Raw genomic sequence first — 18,131 nt, forward strand, 5'->3', positions numbered from 1 at the left:
TAAGATAAACACATAAATTAAATATTTTAAAATATATTTATACAGGAAATATAAAGAAAAATTTTTAAAGAACATAAAGATAAACTATATAAAAAGTCTGAATTGTTAACAAAAAGTTAATATTAAAAATATTTGTAAAATTTTAGAGGGAATTTAAGAACTATGTAGAAAACAAATAGATAGGTGAATATGTATTTAAAAATTAACTAGTTGTTAAAAGTTAACAAACTATTAAGCATTTACAATTAACCAACAATATTATTGCAAATTAGTTCTTTATTCGATATGAAAAAATAGGAGGAGTGTAAAATGGGAAGTAATGCATTAAAAAATTTTCTAACAACTAATTTGGAAGATTTAAAAAGTAAGGGATTATATAACAAGATAGATGTTATATGTGGTTCAAATGGTCCAGTTATAAATATTGATGGAAAAGAACTTATAAATCTTTCATCTAATAACTATTTAGGACTTGCTACAAATCCTAGAATGATAGAAGCAACAGTTAAAGCAACAGAAAAATATGGTGCTGGAGCTGGAGCTGTTAGAACTATCAACGGAACATTAGATATACACATAGAGCTTGAAAAAAAATTAGCAGAGTTTAAACATACAGAAGCTGCAATTGCATTCCAATCAGGATTCAATTGTAATATGGCAGCGATATCTGCTGTTATGAATAAGAAAGATGCTATATTATCAGATGCATTAAATCACGCATCTATAATAGATGGTTGCAGATTATCTGGTGCAAAAATAATAAGAGTAAATCACTCAGATATGGAAGATTTAAGAGCTAAGGCTAAAGAAGCTAAAGAATCAGGCTTATATGAAAAAATAATGGTTATAACTGATGGTGTATTCTCAATGGATGGAGACATAGCTAAGCTTCCAGAAATAGTTGAGATTGCAGAAGAGTTTGACTTAATAACATATGTTGATGATGCGCATGGTTCAGGAGTACTTGGTGATGGTGCAGGAACAGTTAAACATTTCGGATTATCTGATAAAGTTGATTTCCAAATAGGAACATTATCTAAAGCAATAGGAGTTGTTGGAGGATATGTTGCTGGTTCTAAAGATTTGATAGATTGGTTAAAAGTAAGGGGTAGACCATTCCTATTTTCAACTTCTTTAACTCCAGGAGCAGCTGGTGCTTGTATTGAAGCTTTGAATATATTAACAGAAAGTACAGAACTTAACAAAAAACTATGGGCTAATGGGGATTATTTAAAGAAAGGTCTAAAAGAACTTGGATTTAATATAGGAAATAGTGAAACACCAATCACTCCATGCATTATAGGTGAAGCTGATAAAGCTCAAGAATTTAGTAGAAGACTATATGAAGAAGGCGTATATGCAAAATCTATAGTATTCCCAACAGTACCAATGGGAACAGCAAGAGTTAGAAATATGCCAACAGCAGCACATACAAAAGAAATGCTTGATAAAGCAATAGCTATATATGCAAAAGTTGGTAAGGAAATGGGGATTATTAAATAGTGAGTAAGAGGCACTTATTTATATATAAAATTAAATTATTTTAAGTTAATAAAAATATAAAATGGAGGATAAGGCCTTCATAATTTAAAAATAGGACATTAGGACATTTATATTATTTAATGGAAGTGGGGCATAAGTTTATGAAAAAGATATTAGTTACGGGTTGTTTAGGACAAATAGGTAGTGAGTTAGTTACAGAATTAAGAAGAAGATATGGAAATGAAAATGTAGTAGGAACAGACATAAGAAAACCAGAAGATAATCCTGTAGTTACTGGAGGTCCATTTGAAATAGTTGATGTTACAGACAGAGCAAGACTTTTAGAGGTTGCAAAAGAGCATAAAGTTGATACAATAATGCATTTAGCAGCATTACTTTCAGCAGTTGCAGAAGCAAAACCACAATTAGCTTGGAATATAAATATGGGTGGACTTGTTAATGCACTAGAAGTTGCAAGAGAACTTAAATGTCAGTTCTTTACACCAAGTTCTATAGGAGCATTTGGTCCAGATACACCAAAAGAAAATACACCACAAGATACTATACAAAGACCTAAAACTATGTATGGTGTAACAAAAGTATCAGGAGAATTATTATGTGATTACTATCACACTAAATTTGGTGTAGATACAAGAGGGGTAAGATTCCCAGGACTTATATCATATGTAGCTCTTCCAGGTGGTGGAACAACAGATTATGCTGTTGATATTTATTATGAAGCACTAAAAAATGGAAAATACACTTCATATATAGATAAAGGAACTTATATGGATATGATGTATATGCCAGATGCTATAAATGCAATAATTACTTTAATGGAAGCTGATGAATCTAAATTAAAGCATAGAAATGCATTTAATATAGCTGCTATGAGTTTTGAACCAACACAAATTGCTGCAGAAATCAAAAAACATATAAAAGATTTCGAGATAACATTTGAAGTTGATCCAGTAAGACAAGCAATAGCAGATTCTTGGCCAGATTGTATAGATTGTACAGCAGCTAAGGAAGAATGGGGATTTAAAGCTGAGTATGATTTAGAGAAAATGACTAAAGATATGTTAGAAAAATTAAAAGAAAAAGGTATATAGCTTATATAACTATAAGTTTATATAAAATAAAAATTCTTCCTAGAATGACTAACTAAGCTAAATGCTTAGTTAGTTTTTCTTCGTCTAAAATAAACTGAAAATTATAAAAACATTGACACAAATGTTTAATTCCAGCTATAATTTATATGTGGGGAATTAAGATATTATTTAAATTTATTTATTGTATCAAAAATTACGTTTGATTATTGAATTTAATATATCTTCCTTTTAAGTATATAAAAAATAAATATACTCATATTAATTTTTATATAAATAGCATACTAAGTAATCAAATTTCAAATCATATTTATAAATGACAATTCAATTATTAAGAAAAAACTAAATTTTAAGAAAGGGATGATAATATTTATGACAGTACCCTTAATTTTATGTTCTCTAGTTTTGCTAATATGCATATTCTTTAGCAAAGCACTTTACAAATTTGGAGTTCCATCATTACTAATATTCTTAGTAATAGGGATGCTTTTTGGTTCAGATGGAATTGTTGGAATTAAATTTGAAAATTATGAATTAGTGCAGCAAATAGGTTCTATTGGATTAATTTTCATTATGTTTTATGGTGGTTTCAGCACAAATTGGAAAGCTGCAAAACCTGTAGCAACAAAATCTGTGCTTATGTCTACACTAGGTGTTATTATAACATCAGTATTAACAGGAGTATTTTGTAAATTTATATTAAAAACGTCTACTCTTGAAGGATTATTAATTGGTGCAGTAGTTGGCTCAACGGATGCAGCATCAGTATTTTCAATTTTACGTTCAAGAAAATTGAACTTAAAAAATGGATTAGCATCATTGCTTGAAGTTGAAAGTGGAAGCAACGATCCAATGTCATATATGCTTACTATAACTATATTAAGTTTTATGAGTAATGAGGCTAAAAAACAGTCTATTTTCATTTTAATATGCTCTCAAATTATTTTTGGAGTTTTAGTTGGTATTGTATTAGCTAAAATTGTTTCTGCTATATTAAAGAAAGTTAATTTTGAAGTTGAGGGAATGTACCCTATATTTGTTATGGCAATAGCTGTATTATCTTATTCGCTTAGTGAATGGATTGGGGGAAATGGCTATTTAAGTGTATATATTTGTGGAATAATTATAGGAAATAGTAAAATAAAACATAAAAGGAGTTTGGTAAGTTTTTTTGATGGTATATCATGGCTTATGCAAATTATGTTATTTTTCATACTAGGATTGTTATCATTCCCATCAAAAATGCCAGATATAATATTCCCTGCTGTATTAATATCTTTATTTTTAATATTTATTGCTAGACCTATTGCTACATTTGGAATATTAACATGGTTTAAAGTGCCATTAAAGGAGCAAATATTTATATCATGGGTTGGACTGAGAGGTGCCGCATCTATAGTTTTTGCAATCTTTGCAGTTACTCATAAGGCAATTATAGAAACAGATATATTTCATATTGTGTTTTTTATAGCTTTATTTTCGGTTTCAATTCAAGGTACATTAATTCCAGCGTTAGCTAAAAAATTAGATTTAGTAGATGATGATATGCCAGTTTTAAAAACATTTAATGACTATAAAGATGATTTTAATGAAAGATTAGTAGAAGTTAGAGTAACAAAGGAAAATAAATGTGTTAATAAAGCGATAGTTGACTTAGAGATACCTGATGATATTCTTGTAGTTTTAATAAAGAGAAAGAATATGATAGTACATCCGAGAGGATCTACTGTAATTGAAGATGGAGATGTTCTTGTTGTTGGATGTAATAATTTAGATAAAAACTATATGGAATGTTTTGATTAAAAATGTAAGGGGAGTGCAATTTTCTGTGCTCTCCTTAATTTTATTACAATATTTTAAAAATTTAATGTATAATTAAGAGTGAATTTTGAAATTATTATGGTGGTGACTTAGAGAATGTATGAATTAAATGTAGAAAAAGTAAATTTAAATAGAGAACGTGACGTAAAGGAAGTTAAAAAATTTCTAGAAAAGTTTGAGTTGGATTTAGACAAAGATGTTGATTATACAGTAGTTATAAGAGTAGATGATGAAATAAAGGCCACATGTTCTAAATCTAAGAGTGTATTTAAATGCTTTGCAGTAGATGATGATTTAAGAGGTGAAGGGGTCTCAGCCAAGCTTCTAAATGCTTTAAATGATAAATTATTTGATGAAGGAAAATATCATAGCTTTATTTTTACAAAACCTAAAAATGTTGAAATATTTTTAGGCCTTGGATATAAGTTAATAGAAAAAGGTGAGAAAGTTGCACTTTTGGAAAATGGAATTTACAATATAAATTCTAAACTTGATAAAATTATGAAAGAATATAACTTAGATGAAATAAAAAACAGGGCAGCATTAGTAATGAATTGTAATCCATTTACTTTAGGTCATTTATATTTAATAGAGAAAGCTGCTAGTGAAAATGAAGAGGTTTTAGTGTTCATAGTAGAAGAAAATAAATCACTATTCCCAGTAGAAGATAGATATAATTTAGTTAAAAAAGGTTGTGAACATCTTAAAAATGTTAAAGTAATAAAAGGAACAGAATATATAATATCATCAGCTACGTTCCCATCTTACTTTCTACGTAAGAAAGATGATATATTAAGTGCATACACAACTTTAGATGCAACTATTTTTGGAAAGTACTTTGCTAAAAAGTTTAATATAAAGAAAAGATATGTGGGTAGTGAGCCTTATTGTGAAGTTACTAATGCATACAACAAAACTTTAAAAGATATATTACCAGGTTTTGATGTAGAAGTTGTGGAAGTTGAAAGAAAGACAGAAAAAGACAGTGCAATTAGTGCATCAAGAGTTAGGGAACTTATAAAAAATGATAGTATAACTGAGTTTAATGAATTAATACCTAAAGTTACAATAGATTTTTTAAATAGCGAAAAAGGGAAGGAAATAGTGGAGAATATAAAAAATAGTAATTCTGCACACTAAGAGTTATGGATAGAGAAGAAATATTAAAAGCAAATGCAATACTAGAATCAAGAGAAGAACGAGTTAATCTTATAGAAAAGGTAGCAAGTGAGTATAAAGGTACAATTATTGTAGCTAGAGTAAACTATCCAGGTGTAAATAAAGAAAATGATATAAGTGAATTCATTATAAATGAAGGTAGAGAAGAACTTATAAAAATATTTAATAATAGGATAGAATACATATTAGATAAAAAGTCTGCGGAAGGTCCATATATAATTATGGCTATAAATGATGATAATTACGATGTTAAAAGAAAAACTGTATCATTAGAAAATGAACACAAGCTAGGTAGATTTTGGGATATAGATGTATATGAAACTACTGATGGCGAATTTTTAAAATCTATAAGTAGGGAAACTGTAGGATGCGAGAAAAGAAAATGTTTTATATGTGATAACTATGCTCATATTTGTATAAGAAGCAAAAATCATACAGTAAAAGAAGTAGAGGACTTTTTAATAAATAAGGTTAGAGAATATACTGATATTAATTGAAAATGAAAAATTGATAATGGAAAGTGAATGTTAAAGTAGTTCTATTTTAAAATGTCATTACCATCTTTGTAGGCTAGAATTCATTCTTACAAAATATCATTTGGATATATTGCTTTAAAAAATTTATATCCAAAGCAAAGACCGCCAAGGTTAAAACCTCAGCTACGAAGGGGAGAAATTATTAATCACTATGTAGGGTGGAATTTATTCTAACTGGATTTTAGGGGAGCATCAAAACCTAAGATCACCAAGATTGAAATCTCAGCTACAAAGAAAAAGGGGAAAAGTGACAATTTATCTATAGGCGAGGTTTCAACCTTGCCTAGTGGCATTTGAATATAGTACTTTCTAATTTTCAATTTGTTCCAAGAAAAAAGCTAAGAGTTAAATTTAAAACTACTATTATCAATTAGTAATTGTATAAACGAAAATATTAGGTTGAAACACTATAGAAAGGCGGTGAAAGTTTGGAGAAGAGTAGAAAGTATTATGCGAAGGCAATGGATTTTTATAATGATGGATATCTTGATAAGTCTATGGAGTTTTGTGAAAAAAGCTTAAGTGCTAATAGGGCCAATTCTGCAACTTTAAACTTAAAAGGTCTTATTTATTATGTTAAGGGTGATTTAGAATCTGCTAGAAATCAGTGGAAGATGAATTATCGTATGAATAATGATGAAGTTGCTAGAAAATATTTAGACGATAGTAAGAATGATAGGGAAAGTGTATATAAATTCAAAGAAGTTAATAAATTAATAAAAGCTATTAGACCACAAGAAGCGTTAAAACTTTTAGAGCAATTGAAAGCTTCAGACTTTAACTCCATTAATTTAAATAATTTAATGGCAAATTGTTATATAAAATTAGGGGAGTATGAAAAATCGTATTATTATATATTAAAAACAATTGAAATAGATAAACATAATAAGATAGCAGAAGAAATGATTAAGTCTTTAGAAGATATAGGAGCAATAAAACATAAGAAAAATGTTAATAAAAAGGCAATTGCCAGCATAATATGTATAGTAGTAATAGTGTCTTTAGGTTGTATCATAGGTGTAAATAAAGATAAGATTATTACTAGTTTTAAAAATGTAACAAACTTAAAAAAACAATCAGAAAAGGATGTTAAAAAAGAGGAAGAGAAGATTACAACCGAAGAAGTAAAAGAAGATAAAGAAACTGAACAACAAGAACAAGAAGCAAAGCCTAAAGAAGAAGTGAAAGAAAAGAGCACATTTTCAATAGAAAAAGTAAAATCGTATATTGATAGTAAAAACTACGAAGAACTTTTAAAAGTAATAGAAGAATATAAAAATGAGCAATTAGGAATAAATGAAAAGCAAATGTACATTAATGCATATAATCTTGTAAAAGAGGATGCAATTGGAATATATTATGACAAAGCTCAAGAATACATAGGGAAAAAAGAGTATAAAAAAGCAGTAGATGAACTAACTAAAATATATAATATTAGTGATGGGAATTATTTAGAAGAACATATTATATATATGTTAGGTGTTTGTTATGAAGAACAGCATGACATTGTAACTTCATTAAAGTATTATGAAATGTATGTAAACAAGTTCTCTAGTGGAAGTTATACTGAAGGTGTTTTATACAAATTAGCTGTTTTAAATGAAAATATAGACTTAGGGAAAGCTAAGGGGTATGCTGAAAAGTTAAATAATGATTTTCCAGAGTCACAATATAATAATTCAAATATACAACAAATACTAAGTAAGTAATAATAACTATATTTTAATGATATAGGAAATGGGGTGCTTTTATGAATGAGTTAAATAAAAGTAATTTAAATTCAGAACTGTTAGACACAGATAAACCAATAGTACTTGATTTTTGGGCAAATTGGTGTGGTCCATGTGAAAGGTTAGCACCAGTAATAGATGAACTATCTAGTGAAATGACAGATGCAATTTTTGTGAAAATAAACATAGATGATAGCATGGAAATTGCTAAAAAGTTTAAAGTAATGAGTATACCAACTATTAAAATTATTAAAAATGGTGAAGTGGTAGACACATCTATAGGATACAAAGATAAAAATGATTTAAAATCAATAATAGAAAAACATATATAAAAAAAATAAGCCTTATGTAGGGCTTATTTTTTTTATATATTAATAAATATAATCATATTAAAATGGATGAAGATTAAATGGGCTACAAATCAGTAGAGTCAAATATATGATTTTCTTTAAAAACTTCTGTGCATTTACCATTAAATCTTATTAGTGTTTCTTCTGCTAAAGAGCTACCTTCTTGCATAGGAGCTAAACATAAGATTGTTAAAATTATTGCTGCAAACTTTATCATAAGTTTTCTCATATATTATCACCTCTTTATGTAGTTTATTGTTACCTTAATCCAAGAAAAAATACATAATTTTTATAATCTATGTTTAAATCACTCAATATGCCAATTATATATAGGTATAAGAATAAATTTTAAAGATATTTAGACTTATATTCTTTGTAAAAACTCAAGAATTTGGAATAATATTCATTACAATTATCTAAATAACTTTTAGAATTATCATAAAGAGCATTTGACATTTTTTTAGATTTTTTTTCATTTTTAGAATATACTTTTTCCATAGATAGTCCGTGTTTAAAGCTTTCAAGATAATTACCATATTCATCTATTGATAAATTTAATTTTTCATATGATTTAACTGCACCATTAGGAATAGATAACTTTTTTAATTCACTACAAAGTGTGGAAAATTTACTTATATGATTATCCAATTCAGAAAGTGCTAATTCATAAGTCATTTCATTATTTCTAGCTTTAGATACAATCTCTAAAAGGTCTGTAGATTTTAAGTCATTAAAAGAACTTACAAATGTATCTAATGTGGTTACAAAGATTTCATTTTGTTCAGATTGTATTTTATCTACCTTTTTCGTATTAGATTTATCTAGACAATAATTGTTAGTTAATTTAATAGCAGTAGAAAGTTCGCCTAAAATATTAGCATCTTTGACAAGTAATGAATAATTAGAATTAGCTGTGTCATAATAATTTTTAAGATTGGCTACACTAATGCTATTATCTTTAGCCATAGGATTTTTAAGCATAAGTTCAATTTGCTCATAAATAAGTATGTTGTTATTTATGGCATCTGTATAGGCTTGAAGCTGTGTTTCACTAGATATATTAGTAGTTTCTTTTACTTTATTTAAATTTTCCTTTAATGCAGGTATGTTTTTTAGTGCTTTATTATAATCCAAAGTATTATCTTTAATAAATACTTTACAGCTATTATTAATATCTTGAATTTCTTTTAAATAACTTAACATACTGTTTTTAGCCACAGGGGTTTTGAAAATATTGTAACTTAAACAAAAAAGTGATATAGCAGCAAAAGCCACAATTACATATTTAATGAAATCTGATTTTTTATCCTTTAAAACTATGTTCATAAACTTATCCTCCTTAAAATGTTAAAAAACTTAAAAATTAAACTATGTTTTTATAAACTTATATTAAGAAGTGATAAGAAATATTCATGAAAAGTAATATTACTTTTAAATTATTTATAAAAAATTCTTAATTAATGGAATTTGATTTTATTATTTTTAAGTATATAAAGGTGTTTTTTTACATATAAAAATTAAAAAATAAATATTATTAAATGTATTATAAACATATCCGTTAGTGTATAATTATATGTGTAAAAGTATTTTAAAATAAGAAAATAAAGTAGAAATAAGAGGTGAGGCAACAATGGAGGGTGTAAAGTTACTTCTAAATAGTTTAAAAGGATTTAATTTGTTTGCAGCCATAGATATATTAGTAGTATCCTTTATTTTCTATAAAGGTTATATGCTAATAAAGGAAACAAGGGCAGAGCAACTTTTAAAAGGAGTAATATTTATAATTTTATTAATTCCTATAAGCGAATTATTTAACTTAACTATGCTAAGTTGGATACTTACAAAAACTTTAACAATAGGTGTTATAACAGTAGTTATTATATTCCAACCAGAAGTTAGAAAAGCGCTAGAACATTTAGGGCGAACTTCATTTGTAGATAAGATAATCTATGAAGATGAAGAAGTGATGAACAATGTAGTAAACGAGATAGTAGATGCAGTAGAAGCATTAGCAGCTGAAAAAACAGGTGCATTAATAATAATAGAACAAAAAACAGGTCTTGGAGATATTATTAATACAGGAAATGCTATAGATGCAGTAGTATCATCAGCTTTACTTCAAAACATATTTGTTGTTAACACTCCATTACACGATGGAGCTACAATTATAAGAAATGATAGAATTGTAGCGGCAGGATGCTTCCTTCCTCTTACTAGTAATGATAAATTAAATAAACAATTAGGTACTAGACATAGAGCTGGTATAGGAGTTACAGAATTAACTGATTGTTTGACTATTATAGTTTCAGAAGAAACAGGAATAATTTCATTAGCAGTAAATGGTAGATTACTTAGAAATTATGACGGAGAGAAACTAAAAAATATTCTCGTGCGAATTATGAAAAGTAGACATAATAGTAAAGTAACATTTAAAGAGAGGGTTAGGTTATGGAAAAAGACAAAAAACAAGACATCTTAATTAGAATTTGTTGTGTAATAGCCTCTTTAATATTATGGATATATATAAGAAATGTAGAGAATCCAGTTACTAGTCATGTTATAAAGTATGTGCCAGTAGAAATTCAAAATGTAGAGACTTTAGAAGAACATGGATTAGTTGTAGTTGATGATCAAGATTATAGTATTGACATAACAGTAAAGGGTGCATCACAAGCTGTTTATCAAATAGACAAAATGAAAGATTTTAAAATAGTTTCAGACTTAAGTAAATATGCATTAAAGGTTGGAGAAAATAGAATTCCAGTTGAAATAAAAGAATCGCCATCAGGGGTTACAATAGTTTCAAATGAATCTATGTGGATAAAAGTTAAAATAGATAAATTAAAAGAAAAAGAAATGGAAATAAAACCAGAAATAATAGGGACTTTGCCAGAGGGATATCATATAGATGGAACTACAATATCAGTAGCAAATGTTAAAGTCCATGGTTCTGAAAAGTTGGTAGATCAAGTGGCTAACGTTGTTGCAAGAATTGATGTAACAGGAATTCAAAATGATATAAACAAAAATGTTGACTTAATTGCTGTTAATGAAGATGGAAATGCTGTAGAGGGTGTTAATCTATCAGTTACAAGCGTAAATGCAAAAGTCGACCTAAAAAAAGGAAAGGTAGTTCCAATACAAGTTCAGACTACTGGTAATGTTTTGAAAGGAACACTTCAGGGCATTGAAGTTGAACCTAATAAGGTAGAAATACTAGGAAAAGATGGTGACGTTGGTAAAATAGAAGCTATTTATACTGAAACAGTAGATTTGAGTCAAATAGTTCAAGATACTACATTAACTGTGAAGTTAGTTAATCCATCTAATTTAAAATTATCACTAGGAAGTGTTAATGTTAAAATAAATGTTTTAGAAGAGAAAAAGATAGAAAAAACTATAAAAGTGCCAATAAAACATATAAATGCTTTAGAAGGTGCAACTATTAAAGTAGATACTGAAATAGTTAATGTAACTATTACTGGAGATGAAAGTTTAATAAAAACTATAGCTGACAATAGTATAACAGCTACTATAGATTTAAAAGGGTTAAATGATGGAGATCATGCTGTTAAAATTTCTATAGCTGGTATTCCAGAGGGAGTTACAATATCATCTCAAAGTGCAGATAGCGTAAAAGTAAACATAAAGAAAAAAGTGGAGGAAAACAATACTGATGTGGATAAGAATCAATAATATAAACTTAGATATAGATGAAGATTTAAGTAATTTAAATAAAATAGCAAGTAAAAAATTGAAGATAAAAGATAGTGATATAAAAGAACTTAGAGTTGTCAAAGAGTCTATAGATGCAAGAAAGAAAAACAATATTAAATTTAACTATGCAATAGATGTTAAGTGTGATAATGCTGAGAGAATAGTTAAAAAAATAAACAGTAATGATGTAAAAATAGAAGAGAAAGTTTATGCTCCAGAATTTACATTCGGAACAGAAAAACTACAAAAAAGACCAATTATTATAGGGATGGGGCCAGCAGGACTTTTTGCTGGTCTTATTATGGCTCAAAAAGGGTATAAACCTATAATATTTGAACGTGGAGAAGATGTTGATGCAAGAACTGCATCTGTAGATAATTTTTGGAATCAAGGGAAGTTAAACACTGAATCTAATGTTCAATTTGGAGAAGGTGGAGCTGGTACATTTTCTGATGGAAAATTAACAACAAGAATAAAAGATATTAGATGTGATTATGTACTTAGAGAATTAGTTAATCACGGTGCACCGGAAGAAATTTTATATATGGCAAAACCGCATATAGGAACTGATATATTAAAAGTTGTTGTTAAAAACATTAGAAAAAGAATTATAGAACTAGGTGGAGAAGTAAAATTTAATTCAAAACTAGAAGATATAATTGTAAAAAATAATGAAGTTCAAGAAGTAGTTGTAAATGGTCAAAAAATACCATGTGATGTGTTAATTTTAGCAATAGGACATAGTGCAAGAGATACATATGAGATGTTATTTAGAAGAGGAATATTTATGTCACCAAAGCCATTTGCAATTGGATTTAGAGTAGAGCACAAACAAGATCTTATAAATGAAAATCAATATGGTTCATATAAAAATCATCCAAGACTTAAGGCTGCAGAATATAAACTTACTCACACTGCAAAATGTACAGGTAGAGGTGTGTATAGTTTTTGTATGTGTCCTGGAGGACATGTAGTTGCTTCTGCATCAGAAGAAAACACTGTAGTTGTTAATGGTATGAGTAATTATAAAAGAAATAATATAAATGCAAACTCAGCAATAGTAGCCTCAGTAAGGCCAGAAGATTTTGGAAGTGATTCACCAATTGCAGGAATTGAATTTCAAAGAAAATATGAAAAATTAGCATTTGAATTAGGTGGAAAAAATTACAATGCACCAGTTCAATTAGTAGAAGATTTCTTAAATGATAGAAAAAGCACAAAATTAAAAGGAATAGAACCAAGCTATACACCAGGAGTGGAGTTTAGTGACCTTAGAAATTGTATGCCAAACTATGTAGTAAATTCTATAAAAGAAGCTATGCCTGTATTTAATAGAAGAATACATGGATTTGCAGAAGGTGGAGCTATATTTACAGGAGTAGAAACAAGAACTTCTGCACCAGTAAGAATAAATAGGAATGAAGAAGATGTAAGCATATCAACAAAAGGACTATATCCAGCTGGTGAAGGTGCTGGATATGCTGGTGGTATAATTTCAGCAGCTGTAGATGGTTTAAAAGTAAGTGAAACAATTATGAAAAAATATAATATACCAAATTATTAGACAATTTAGTTGATATTTGTATTAACAGTTTGTTAAAATAAAAAAAGGGAATAAATAAAAAAAATGGTAGCAGATAATATTGGGGAATATTATCTGTTATCTAATATTTGCAATTGGGGGTATATTTTATGGAAGGCAAAAGGTATGTTTTAGTTGTAAATCCAGGCTCAACATCAACTAAGTTAGCTATATTTGAAGGGGAAAAATCAATAGTAGCTACAAATTTAAATCATGATGTGGAAGTTATAAGAAGCTTTGACACAATATATGATCAAAAAGATATGAGAATTAAAGTTATATTAGAATGGCTAGATGAAGTAAATGTTAAATTGAGTGAACTGCTATGTGTAGTTGGCAGAGGTGGACTTTTAAGTTCAATGCCAAGTGGAACATATAAAGTAACAGATAAAATGCTTGAAGACTTAAAAATAGGGGTACAAGGTCAACATGCATCAAATCTAGGTGGAATTATTGCTGATGAAATAGCTAAAAAAGTCAATGTATCAGCATATATAGTTGATCCAGTTGCAGTAGATGAAATATGTGATGAAGCAAGAATATCTGGACTTCCAGAATTGCCAAGAAAATCTTTAGTTCATGCACTTAATATGAAAGCTGTTGCAAGAAGAGTTTGTAAAGAGAAAGGATTAAAACTTTCAGAATGTAGTTTTGTAATAGCACATTTAGGTGGCGGAATATCTGTTTCACCATTTAAATATGGTAAATTACTTGATTGCAATAATGCAAGTCAAGAAGGACCTTTTTCACCAGATAGAACAGGTGGACTACCAGTAGGCGATTTAGTAGATATGGCTTTCAGTGGAAAGTATAGTCAAAAAGAATTGTCAAGAAAGATAATGGGACAAGGTGGTTTAATTGGATATCTTGGAACTAATGACGGCAGAATTATTGATAAAAGAATAGATGAAGGTGACAAAAAAGCTGAAATGATATTCAAGGCAATGGTATATCAAATTTCTAGAGAAATAGGTGCAATGGCTACGGTAATCAATGGCAAAATGGATGGAATAATAGTTACAGGTGGACTAGCTTACAATAAAAGATTAATGAATTGGATAAATGAATATGTTGGCTTTATAGCACCAATAATTGTAGTGCCAGGTGAAGATGAAATGCTTGCATTAGCCGAAGGTGCATTAAGAGTTGAAAATAGGGAAGAAGATTTCAAAATATACGAAAATGAAATTAAAAAATTCGGAAAATAATTTTTATTTAAAATTATATATAAATTCAAAAATAAACAAATCAGGGGGAAAAAAACAATGGTAAAGTCATTTAATGAAGTTATCGAAAAGGTAAAAAACTTATCTACAAAAACAGTAGCAGTAGCAGTGGCTCAAGATGAACCAGTGCTAGAAGCAATAAGAGATGCTAAGAAAAATGGAATAGCTAATGCAATATTAGTTGGAAATAAAGAAGAAATCGTTTCAATTGGAGAAAGAATTGGAATGAATATGGATGAGTTTGAAATAATAGACGAAAAAAATAGTAAAAAAGCTGCATTAAAAGCTGTTGAGCTTGTATCAACAGGAAAAGCAGATATGGTTATGAAGGGACTTGTTGATACAGCAACATTTTTAAGAGCTGTATTAAATAAAGAAATAGGGTTAAGAACAGGAAAACAAATGTCACACATAGCTGTATTTGAAGTACCAGGAATTGATAGAATGTTATTTTTAACTGATGCAGCATTTAATATGTATCCAGAGTTAAAAGAAAAAATAGATATTATAAACAATTCTGTAAACGTTGCAAAAGCAATAGGAATAGAAATGCCTAAAGTAGCACCTATATGTGCTGTTGAAGTTGTAAATCCAGCAATGCAAGCAACACTTGATGCAGCTGCACTAACATCTATGAACCAAAGGGGACAAATAAAAGGTTGTATAGTTGATGGGCCATTAGCACTTGATAATGCTATATCAGAAGAAGCAGCAGCTCATAAAAAAGTATCAGGACCAGTAGCAGGAAAAGCGGATATACTTTTAATGGCTAATATAGAAGCAGGAAATGCAATGTATAAATGTTTAACATATACAACTGAAGCTAAGAATGGTGGATTATTAGCTGGAGCAGCAGCACCAGTAATTGTTACTTCAAGAGCAGATTCACCAGAAACTAAACTAAATTCTATAGCAATAGCAGCTTTAGTAGCAGAAAGCAAATAAAATTAGGGGGATAAAATTATGGCACAAAAATTACTTATTATAAATCCAGGTTCAACTTCAACAAAAATAGGAGTTTATGAGGATACTAATCCTATATTAGTTGAAACATTAAGACATAGCGCTGAAGAAATAGGAAAATTCAATAATATATACGATCAATTTAATTTTAGAAAAGAAGTTATATTAAATGTTTTAAAAGATAAGAACTTTGATATAAAAACATTAGATGGAATTGTTGGTAGAGGTGGACTTTTAAAACCAATAGAAGGTGGAACATATAGAGTAAATGAAAAAATGTTAGAAGATTTAAAAGTTGGAGTACAGGGACAACATGCTTCTAATTTAGGTGGAATAATTGCAAATGAAATAGCAACTAGTTTAGATATACCAGCATTTATAGTTGATCCAGTTGTAGTAGATGAGATGATGGATGTAGCTAGAGTTTCTGGAATGCCAGAAATAGAAAGGAAAAGTATAGTTCATGCATTAAATCAAAAAGCGGTTGCAAGAAGATTTGCAAAAGAACGTAACAAACAATACGATGAATTAAATTTAATAGTTGCACATATGGGTGGAGGAGTATCTGTTGGTGCACATGAAAAAGGAAAAATTGTAGATGTAAATAATGCTTTAGATGGAGATGGTCCATTCTCACCAGAGAGAAGTGGTGGACTTCCAGTAGGACAATTAGTTGAAATGTGCTTTAGTGGAAAATATACTAAAGATGAAATAAAGAAAAAGATAACAGGAAAAGGTGGAATTGTAGCATACTTAAATACTAATGATGCTAAAAAAGTTGATGAAGATGCAGCAGCTGGTTGTGAAAAATCTAAATTAATATATGAAGCTATGGGTTATCAAGTTGCCAAAGAAATTGGTAAATGTGCAGCTACATTAAAAGGAAAAGTTGATGCAATAATATTAACTGGAGGAATTGCATACTCAAAATCAATGGTTAAATATATAAAAGAAAGAGTAGAATTTATATCTGAATTTGTTGTATACCCAGGAGAAGATGAATTGCTTGCTTTAACTGAAGGTGGATTAAGAGTATTAAATGGTGAAGAACAAGCAAAAGAATATAAATAATATGGATAAAAGGTGATATTATGAGTAGAATTAGGGTTTTTACAGGTCATTTTGGTAGTGGAAAGACAGAAATAGCAATAAATTATGCTATAAATTTAGCTAAAGAGGGAAACAAAGTTGCAATAGTCGATTTAGATATTGTAAACCCTTATTTCTGTGTAAGAGATTTAAAAAAGGAATTAGAAGAAAAATATAATATAAGAGTTATATCTTCCAATCCAGAATATGTAAATGCTGAACTGATGGTTGTTCCAGCAGAAGTCATGGCTGTATTTAATGACAAGAGCTATGAAGTAGTTTTTGATGTTGGTGGGGATGATGTAGGTGCAATTGGGCTTGGACAATACAATAAGTATTTTAATGAAGAACCATATGATATGTACTTTGTAATAAACACAACAAGACCATTTACAGCAGATGATGAAGGCATAAAAGAATATATAGGAGCAATACAAAGGTCATCAAGACTTAAAGTTACACACTTAATATCAAACACAAATTTATCATATGAAACAACAAAAGAACATATATTGAAAGGTGATAGGGAAGTAGAAAAAGTTAGTAAAGAATTAAATTTACCACATCCATATACTGTTTGTAGAAAAGATATGGTAAGTGAAGTTGAAAACTTAACTTCAGGGGAATTATTTCCTATAGATATATTTATGTTACCACCTTGGAGAAAAGGTGAATATGAAAAATAATATATAATTATAAAAAATTGTTTCAAAAGTTTAAACAAGAAATAACACATATAATTTGAATTAGAATCATATAACATTATGAGATAAAGGACAGAACTCTAAAGCGAAAAATGCTAGAGTTCTGTTTTATAATGCTAGATTATTTCTAGAAAAATAGTATAAATAAAAGAGTTTATAAAATTTAATAGCTTGTACAGAATATGAATAGATGGAAAAGTCTAATTTAATAGAATTATTAGAATTTTGTTAATAAACTGAATTGACAACGTATTCATTAAAGGAGTAAAATTAAGGTGCAAGCATAATAGAAAAAAATGTATACTATTTAAAAAAATAGGGGATTTGTAAAAATGCCCTTTAGGGGTATTTATGCATGTTAAATGTTAGTAGTATACAAAATGAACTTTTAAAATTACTGCAACATTATAAGGAGGGATAGTTATGGCTAAGGTTAGTTTTAGAGAAGAAAGATGCAAGGGATGCGGAAATTGTATAGTTGTATGTCCTAAAAATATAATTACTTTTTCACAAGAATTAAATGTAAAAGGATATCACCCAGCTATTGTTACTGAAGAGAAACAAGCTGAATGTATTGGATGTGCATCTTGTGCAAAAATGTGTCCAGATCTTGTAATAACAGTTGAAAAATAAAGGGGGGTCA

General features: G+C 28.6%; 17 protein-coding genes. 15 read left to right on the plus strand and 2 right to left on the minus strand.

Annotated features, from left to right (window positions below):
• The first annotated feature begins 309 nt into the window (after positions 1–309).
• The 7 genes from AC07E4_RS04830 to trxA all read left to right on the plus strand — a co-directional run bounded on the left by AC07E4_RS04830 (position 310) and on the right by trxA (position 8,189).
• The gene (locus AC07E4_RS04830) at positions 310–1,503 is read left to right on the plus strand and encodes a glycine C-acetyltransferase (RefSeq protein ID WP_040327601.1); all 1,194 of its coding nucleotides are present in this window, start codon (positions 310–312) and stop codon (positions 1,501–1,503) included.
• 140 nt (positions 1,504–1,643) lie between these two features.
• Entirely contained in the window at positions 1,644–2,594 is a 951-nt protein-coding gene (locus AC07E4_RS04835; RefSeq protein ID WP_040327602.1) for an L-threonine 3-dehydrogenase, read from the plus strand.
• Positions 2,595–2,963: 369 nt separating this feature from the next.
• Complete coding sequence (locus AC07E4_RS04840; protein ID WP_040327603.1) at positions 2,964–4,394, plus strand: potassium/proton antiporter; 1,431 nt, start codon at positions 2,964–2,966, stop codon at positions 4,392–4,394.
• Between the two features lie 114 nt (positions 4,395–4,508).
• Positions 4,509–5,552, plus strand: a complete 1,044-nt coding sequence (gene citC / locus AC07E4_RS04845; protein WP_478215837.1) for a [citrate (pro-3S)-lyase] ligase — start codon at positions 4,509–4,511, stop codon at positions 5,550–5,552.
• A 5-nt stretch (positions 5,553–5,557) separates the two neighbouring features.
• Entirely contained in the window at positions 5,558–6,088 is a 531-nt protein-coding gene (gene citX, locus AC07E4_RS04850; protein WP_051540155.1) for a citrate lyase holo-[acyl-carrier protein] synthase, read from the plus strand.
• A 467-nt stretch (positions 6,089–6,555) separates the two neighbouring features.
• Complete coding sequence (locus tag AC07E4_RS04855) at positions 6,556–7,836, plus strand: tetratricopeptide repeat protein (RefSeq protein WP_430829085.1); 1,281 nt, start codon at positions 6,556–6,558, stop codon at positions 7,834–7,836.
• A 41-nt stretch (positions 7,837–7,877) separates the two neighbouring features.
• On the plus strand, positions 7,878–8,189 hold the full coding sequence (gene trxA / locus AC07E4_RS04860; RefSeq protein ID WP_040327606.1) for a thioredoxin: 312 nt from the start codon (positions 7,878–7,880) through the stop codon (positions 8,187–8,189).
• A gap of 82 nt (positions 8,190–8,271) precedes the next feature.
• Here the strand turns inward: trxA and AC07E4_RS04865 are convergent, their stop codons facing one another.
• Both AC07E4_RS04865 and AC07E4_RS04870 read right to left on the minus strand, forming a co-directional pair.
• On the minus strand, positions 8,272–8,436 hold the full coding sequence (locus AC07E4_RS04865; RefSeq protein ID WP_158644463.1) for a hypothetical protein: 165 nt from the start codon (positions 8,434–8,436) through the stop codon (positions 8,272–8,274).
• Between the two features lie 119 nt (positions 8,437–8,555).
• On the minus strand, positions 8,556–9,533 hold the full coding sequence (locus tag AC07E4_RS04870) for a hypothetical protein (protein ID WP_430829084.1): 978 nt from the start codon (positions 9,531–9,533) through the stop codon (positions 8,556–8,558).
• A 304-nt stretch (positions 9,534–9,837) separates the two neighbouring features.
• On the opposite strand from AC07E4_RS04870, the gene cdaA reads away from it, so the two are divergent.
• From cdaA to AC07E4_RS04910, 8 genes are all read left to right on the plus strand, one after another.
• Positions 9,838–10,686 carry a diadenylate cyclase CdaA gene (gene cdaA / locus AC07E4_RS04875; RefSeq protein WP_040327608.1) on the plus strand — a complete coding sequence of 283 codons (849 nt, stop codon included), beginning with the start codon at positions 9,838–9,840 and terminating at the stop codon, positions 10,684–10,686.
• The gene (locus AC07E4_RS04880) at positions 10,656–11,903 is read left to right on the plus strand and encodes a CdaR family protein (RefSeq protein ID WP_040327609.1); all 1,248 of its coding nucleotides are present in this window, start codon (positions 10,656–10,658) and stop codon (positions 11,901–11,903) included. Before cdaA ends, AC07E4_RS04880 begins: the two co-directional genes overlap by 31 nt.
• Positions 11,884–13,488, plus strand: a complete 1,605-nt coding sequence (locus tag AC07E4_RS04885; RefSeq protein ID WP_040327610.1) for an NAD(P)/FAD-dependent oxidoreductase — start codon at positions 11,884–11,886, stop codon at positions 13,486–13,488. Before AC07E4_RS04880 ends, AC07E4_RS04885 begins: the two co-directional genes overlap by 20 nt.
• 128 nt (positions 13,489–13,616) lie before the next feature.
• Complete coding sequence (buk, locus tag AC07E4_RS04890) at positions 13,617–14,714, plus strand: butyrate kinase (protein ID WP_478215838.1); 1,098 nt, start codon at positions 13,617–13,619, stop codon at positions 14,712–14,714.
• Positions 14,715–14,771: 57 nt separating this feature from the next.
• Entirely contained in the window at positions 14,772–15,677 is a 906-nt protein-coding gene (ptb, locus tag AC07E4_RS04895; protein ID WP_040327613.1) for a phosphate butyryltransferase, read from the plus strand.
• Between the two features lie 18 nt (positions 15,678–15,695).
• Positions 15,696–16,766 (plus strand): butyrate kinase, encoded by a 1,071-nt coding sequence (gene buk, locus AC07E4_RS04900; protein WP_040327615.1) that lies wholly within the window; start codon positions 15,696–15,698, stop codon positions 16,764–16,766.
• Positions 16,767–16,786: 20 nt separating this feature from the next.
• Positions 16,787–17,470 (plus strand): nucleotide-binding protein, encoded by a 684-nt coding sequence (locus AC07E4_RS04905; RefSeq protein WP_040327617.1) that lies wholly within the window; start codon positions 16,787–16,789, stop codon positions 17,468–17,470.
• Positions 17,471–17,911: 441 nt separating this feature from the next.
• Complete coding sequence (locus AC07E4_RS04910; RefSeq protein ID WP_040327618.1) at positions 17,912–18,121, plus strand: 4Fe-4S binding protein; 210 nt, start codon at positions 17,912–17,914, stop codon at positions 18,119–18,121.
• The last annotated feature ends 10 nt before the right edge of the window (positions 18,122–18,131 follow it).

This window comes from Clostridium amazonense, assembly GCF_056431285.1.

Excerpts from the sequence above, each read along its gene's own strand:
- AC07E4_RS04830 (WP_040327601.1), top strand. The coding sequence starts at position 310 with ATGGGAAGTAATGCATTAAAAAATTTTCTAACAACTAATTTGGAAGAT.
- AC07E4_RS04835 (WP_040327602.1), top strand. The coding sequence starts at position 1,644 with ATGAAAAAGATATTAGTTACGGGTTGTTTAGGACAAATAGGTAGTGAG.
- AC07E4_RS04840 (WP_040327603.1), top strand. The coding sequence starts at position 2,964 with ATGACAGTACCCTTAATTTTATGTTCTCTAGTTTTGCTAATATGCATA.
- citC (WP_478215837.1), top strand. The coding sequence starts at position 4,509 with ATGTATGAATTAAATGTAGAAAAAGTAAATTTAAATAGAGAACGTGAC.
- citX (WP_051540155.1), top strand. The coding sequence starts at position 5,558 with ATGGATAGAGAAGAAATATTAAAAGCAAATGCAATACTAGAATCAAGA.
- trxA (WP_040327606.1), top strand. The coding sequence starts at position 7,878 with ATGAATGAGTTAAATAAAAGTAATTTAAATTCAGAACTGTTAGACACA.
- AC07E4_RS04865 (WP_158644463.1), bottom strand. The coding sequence starts at position 8,436 with ATGAGAAAACTTATGATAAAGTTTGCAGCAATAATTTTAACAATCTTA.
- AC07E4_RS04870 (WP_430829084.1), bottom strand. The coding sequence starts at position 9,533 with ATGAACATAGTTTTAAAGGATAAAAAATCAGATTTCATTAAATATGTA.
- cdaA (WP_040327608.1), top strand. The coding sequence starts at position 9,838 with ATGGAGGGTGTAAAGTTACTTCTAAATAGTTTAAAAGGATTTAATTTG.
- AC07E4_RS04880 (WP_040327609.1), top strand. The coding sequence starts at position 10,656 with ATGGAAAAAGACAAAAAACAAGACATCTTAATTAGAATTTGTTGTGTA.
- AC07E4_RS04885 (WP_040327610.1), top strand. The coding sequence starts at position 11,884 with ATGTGGATAAGAATCAATAATATAAACTTAGATATAGATGAAGATTTA.
- buk (WP_478215838.1), top strand. The coding sequence starts at position 13,617 with ATGGAAGGCAAAAGGTATGTTTTAGTTGTAAATCCAGGCTCAACATCA.
- ptb (WP_040327613.1), top strand. The coding sequence starts at position 14,772 with ATGGTAAAGTCATTTAATGAAGTTATCGAAAAGGTAAAAAACTTATCT.
- buk (WP_040327615.1), top strand. The coding sequence starts at position 15,696 with ATGGCACAAAAATTACTTATTATAAATCCAGGTTCAACTTCAACAAAA.
- AC07E4_RS04905 (WP_040327617.1), top strand. The coding sequence starts at position 16,787 with ATGAGTAGAATTAGGGTTTTTACAGGTCATTTTGGTAGTGGAAAGACA.
- AC07E4_RS04910 (WP_040327618.1), top strand. The coding sequence starts at position 17,912 with ATGGCTAAGGTTAGTTTTAGAGAAGAAAGATGCAAGGGATGCGGAAAT.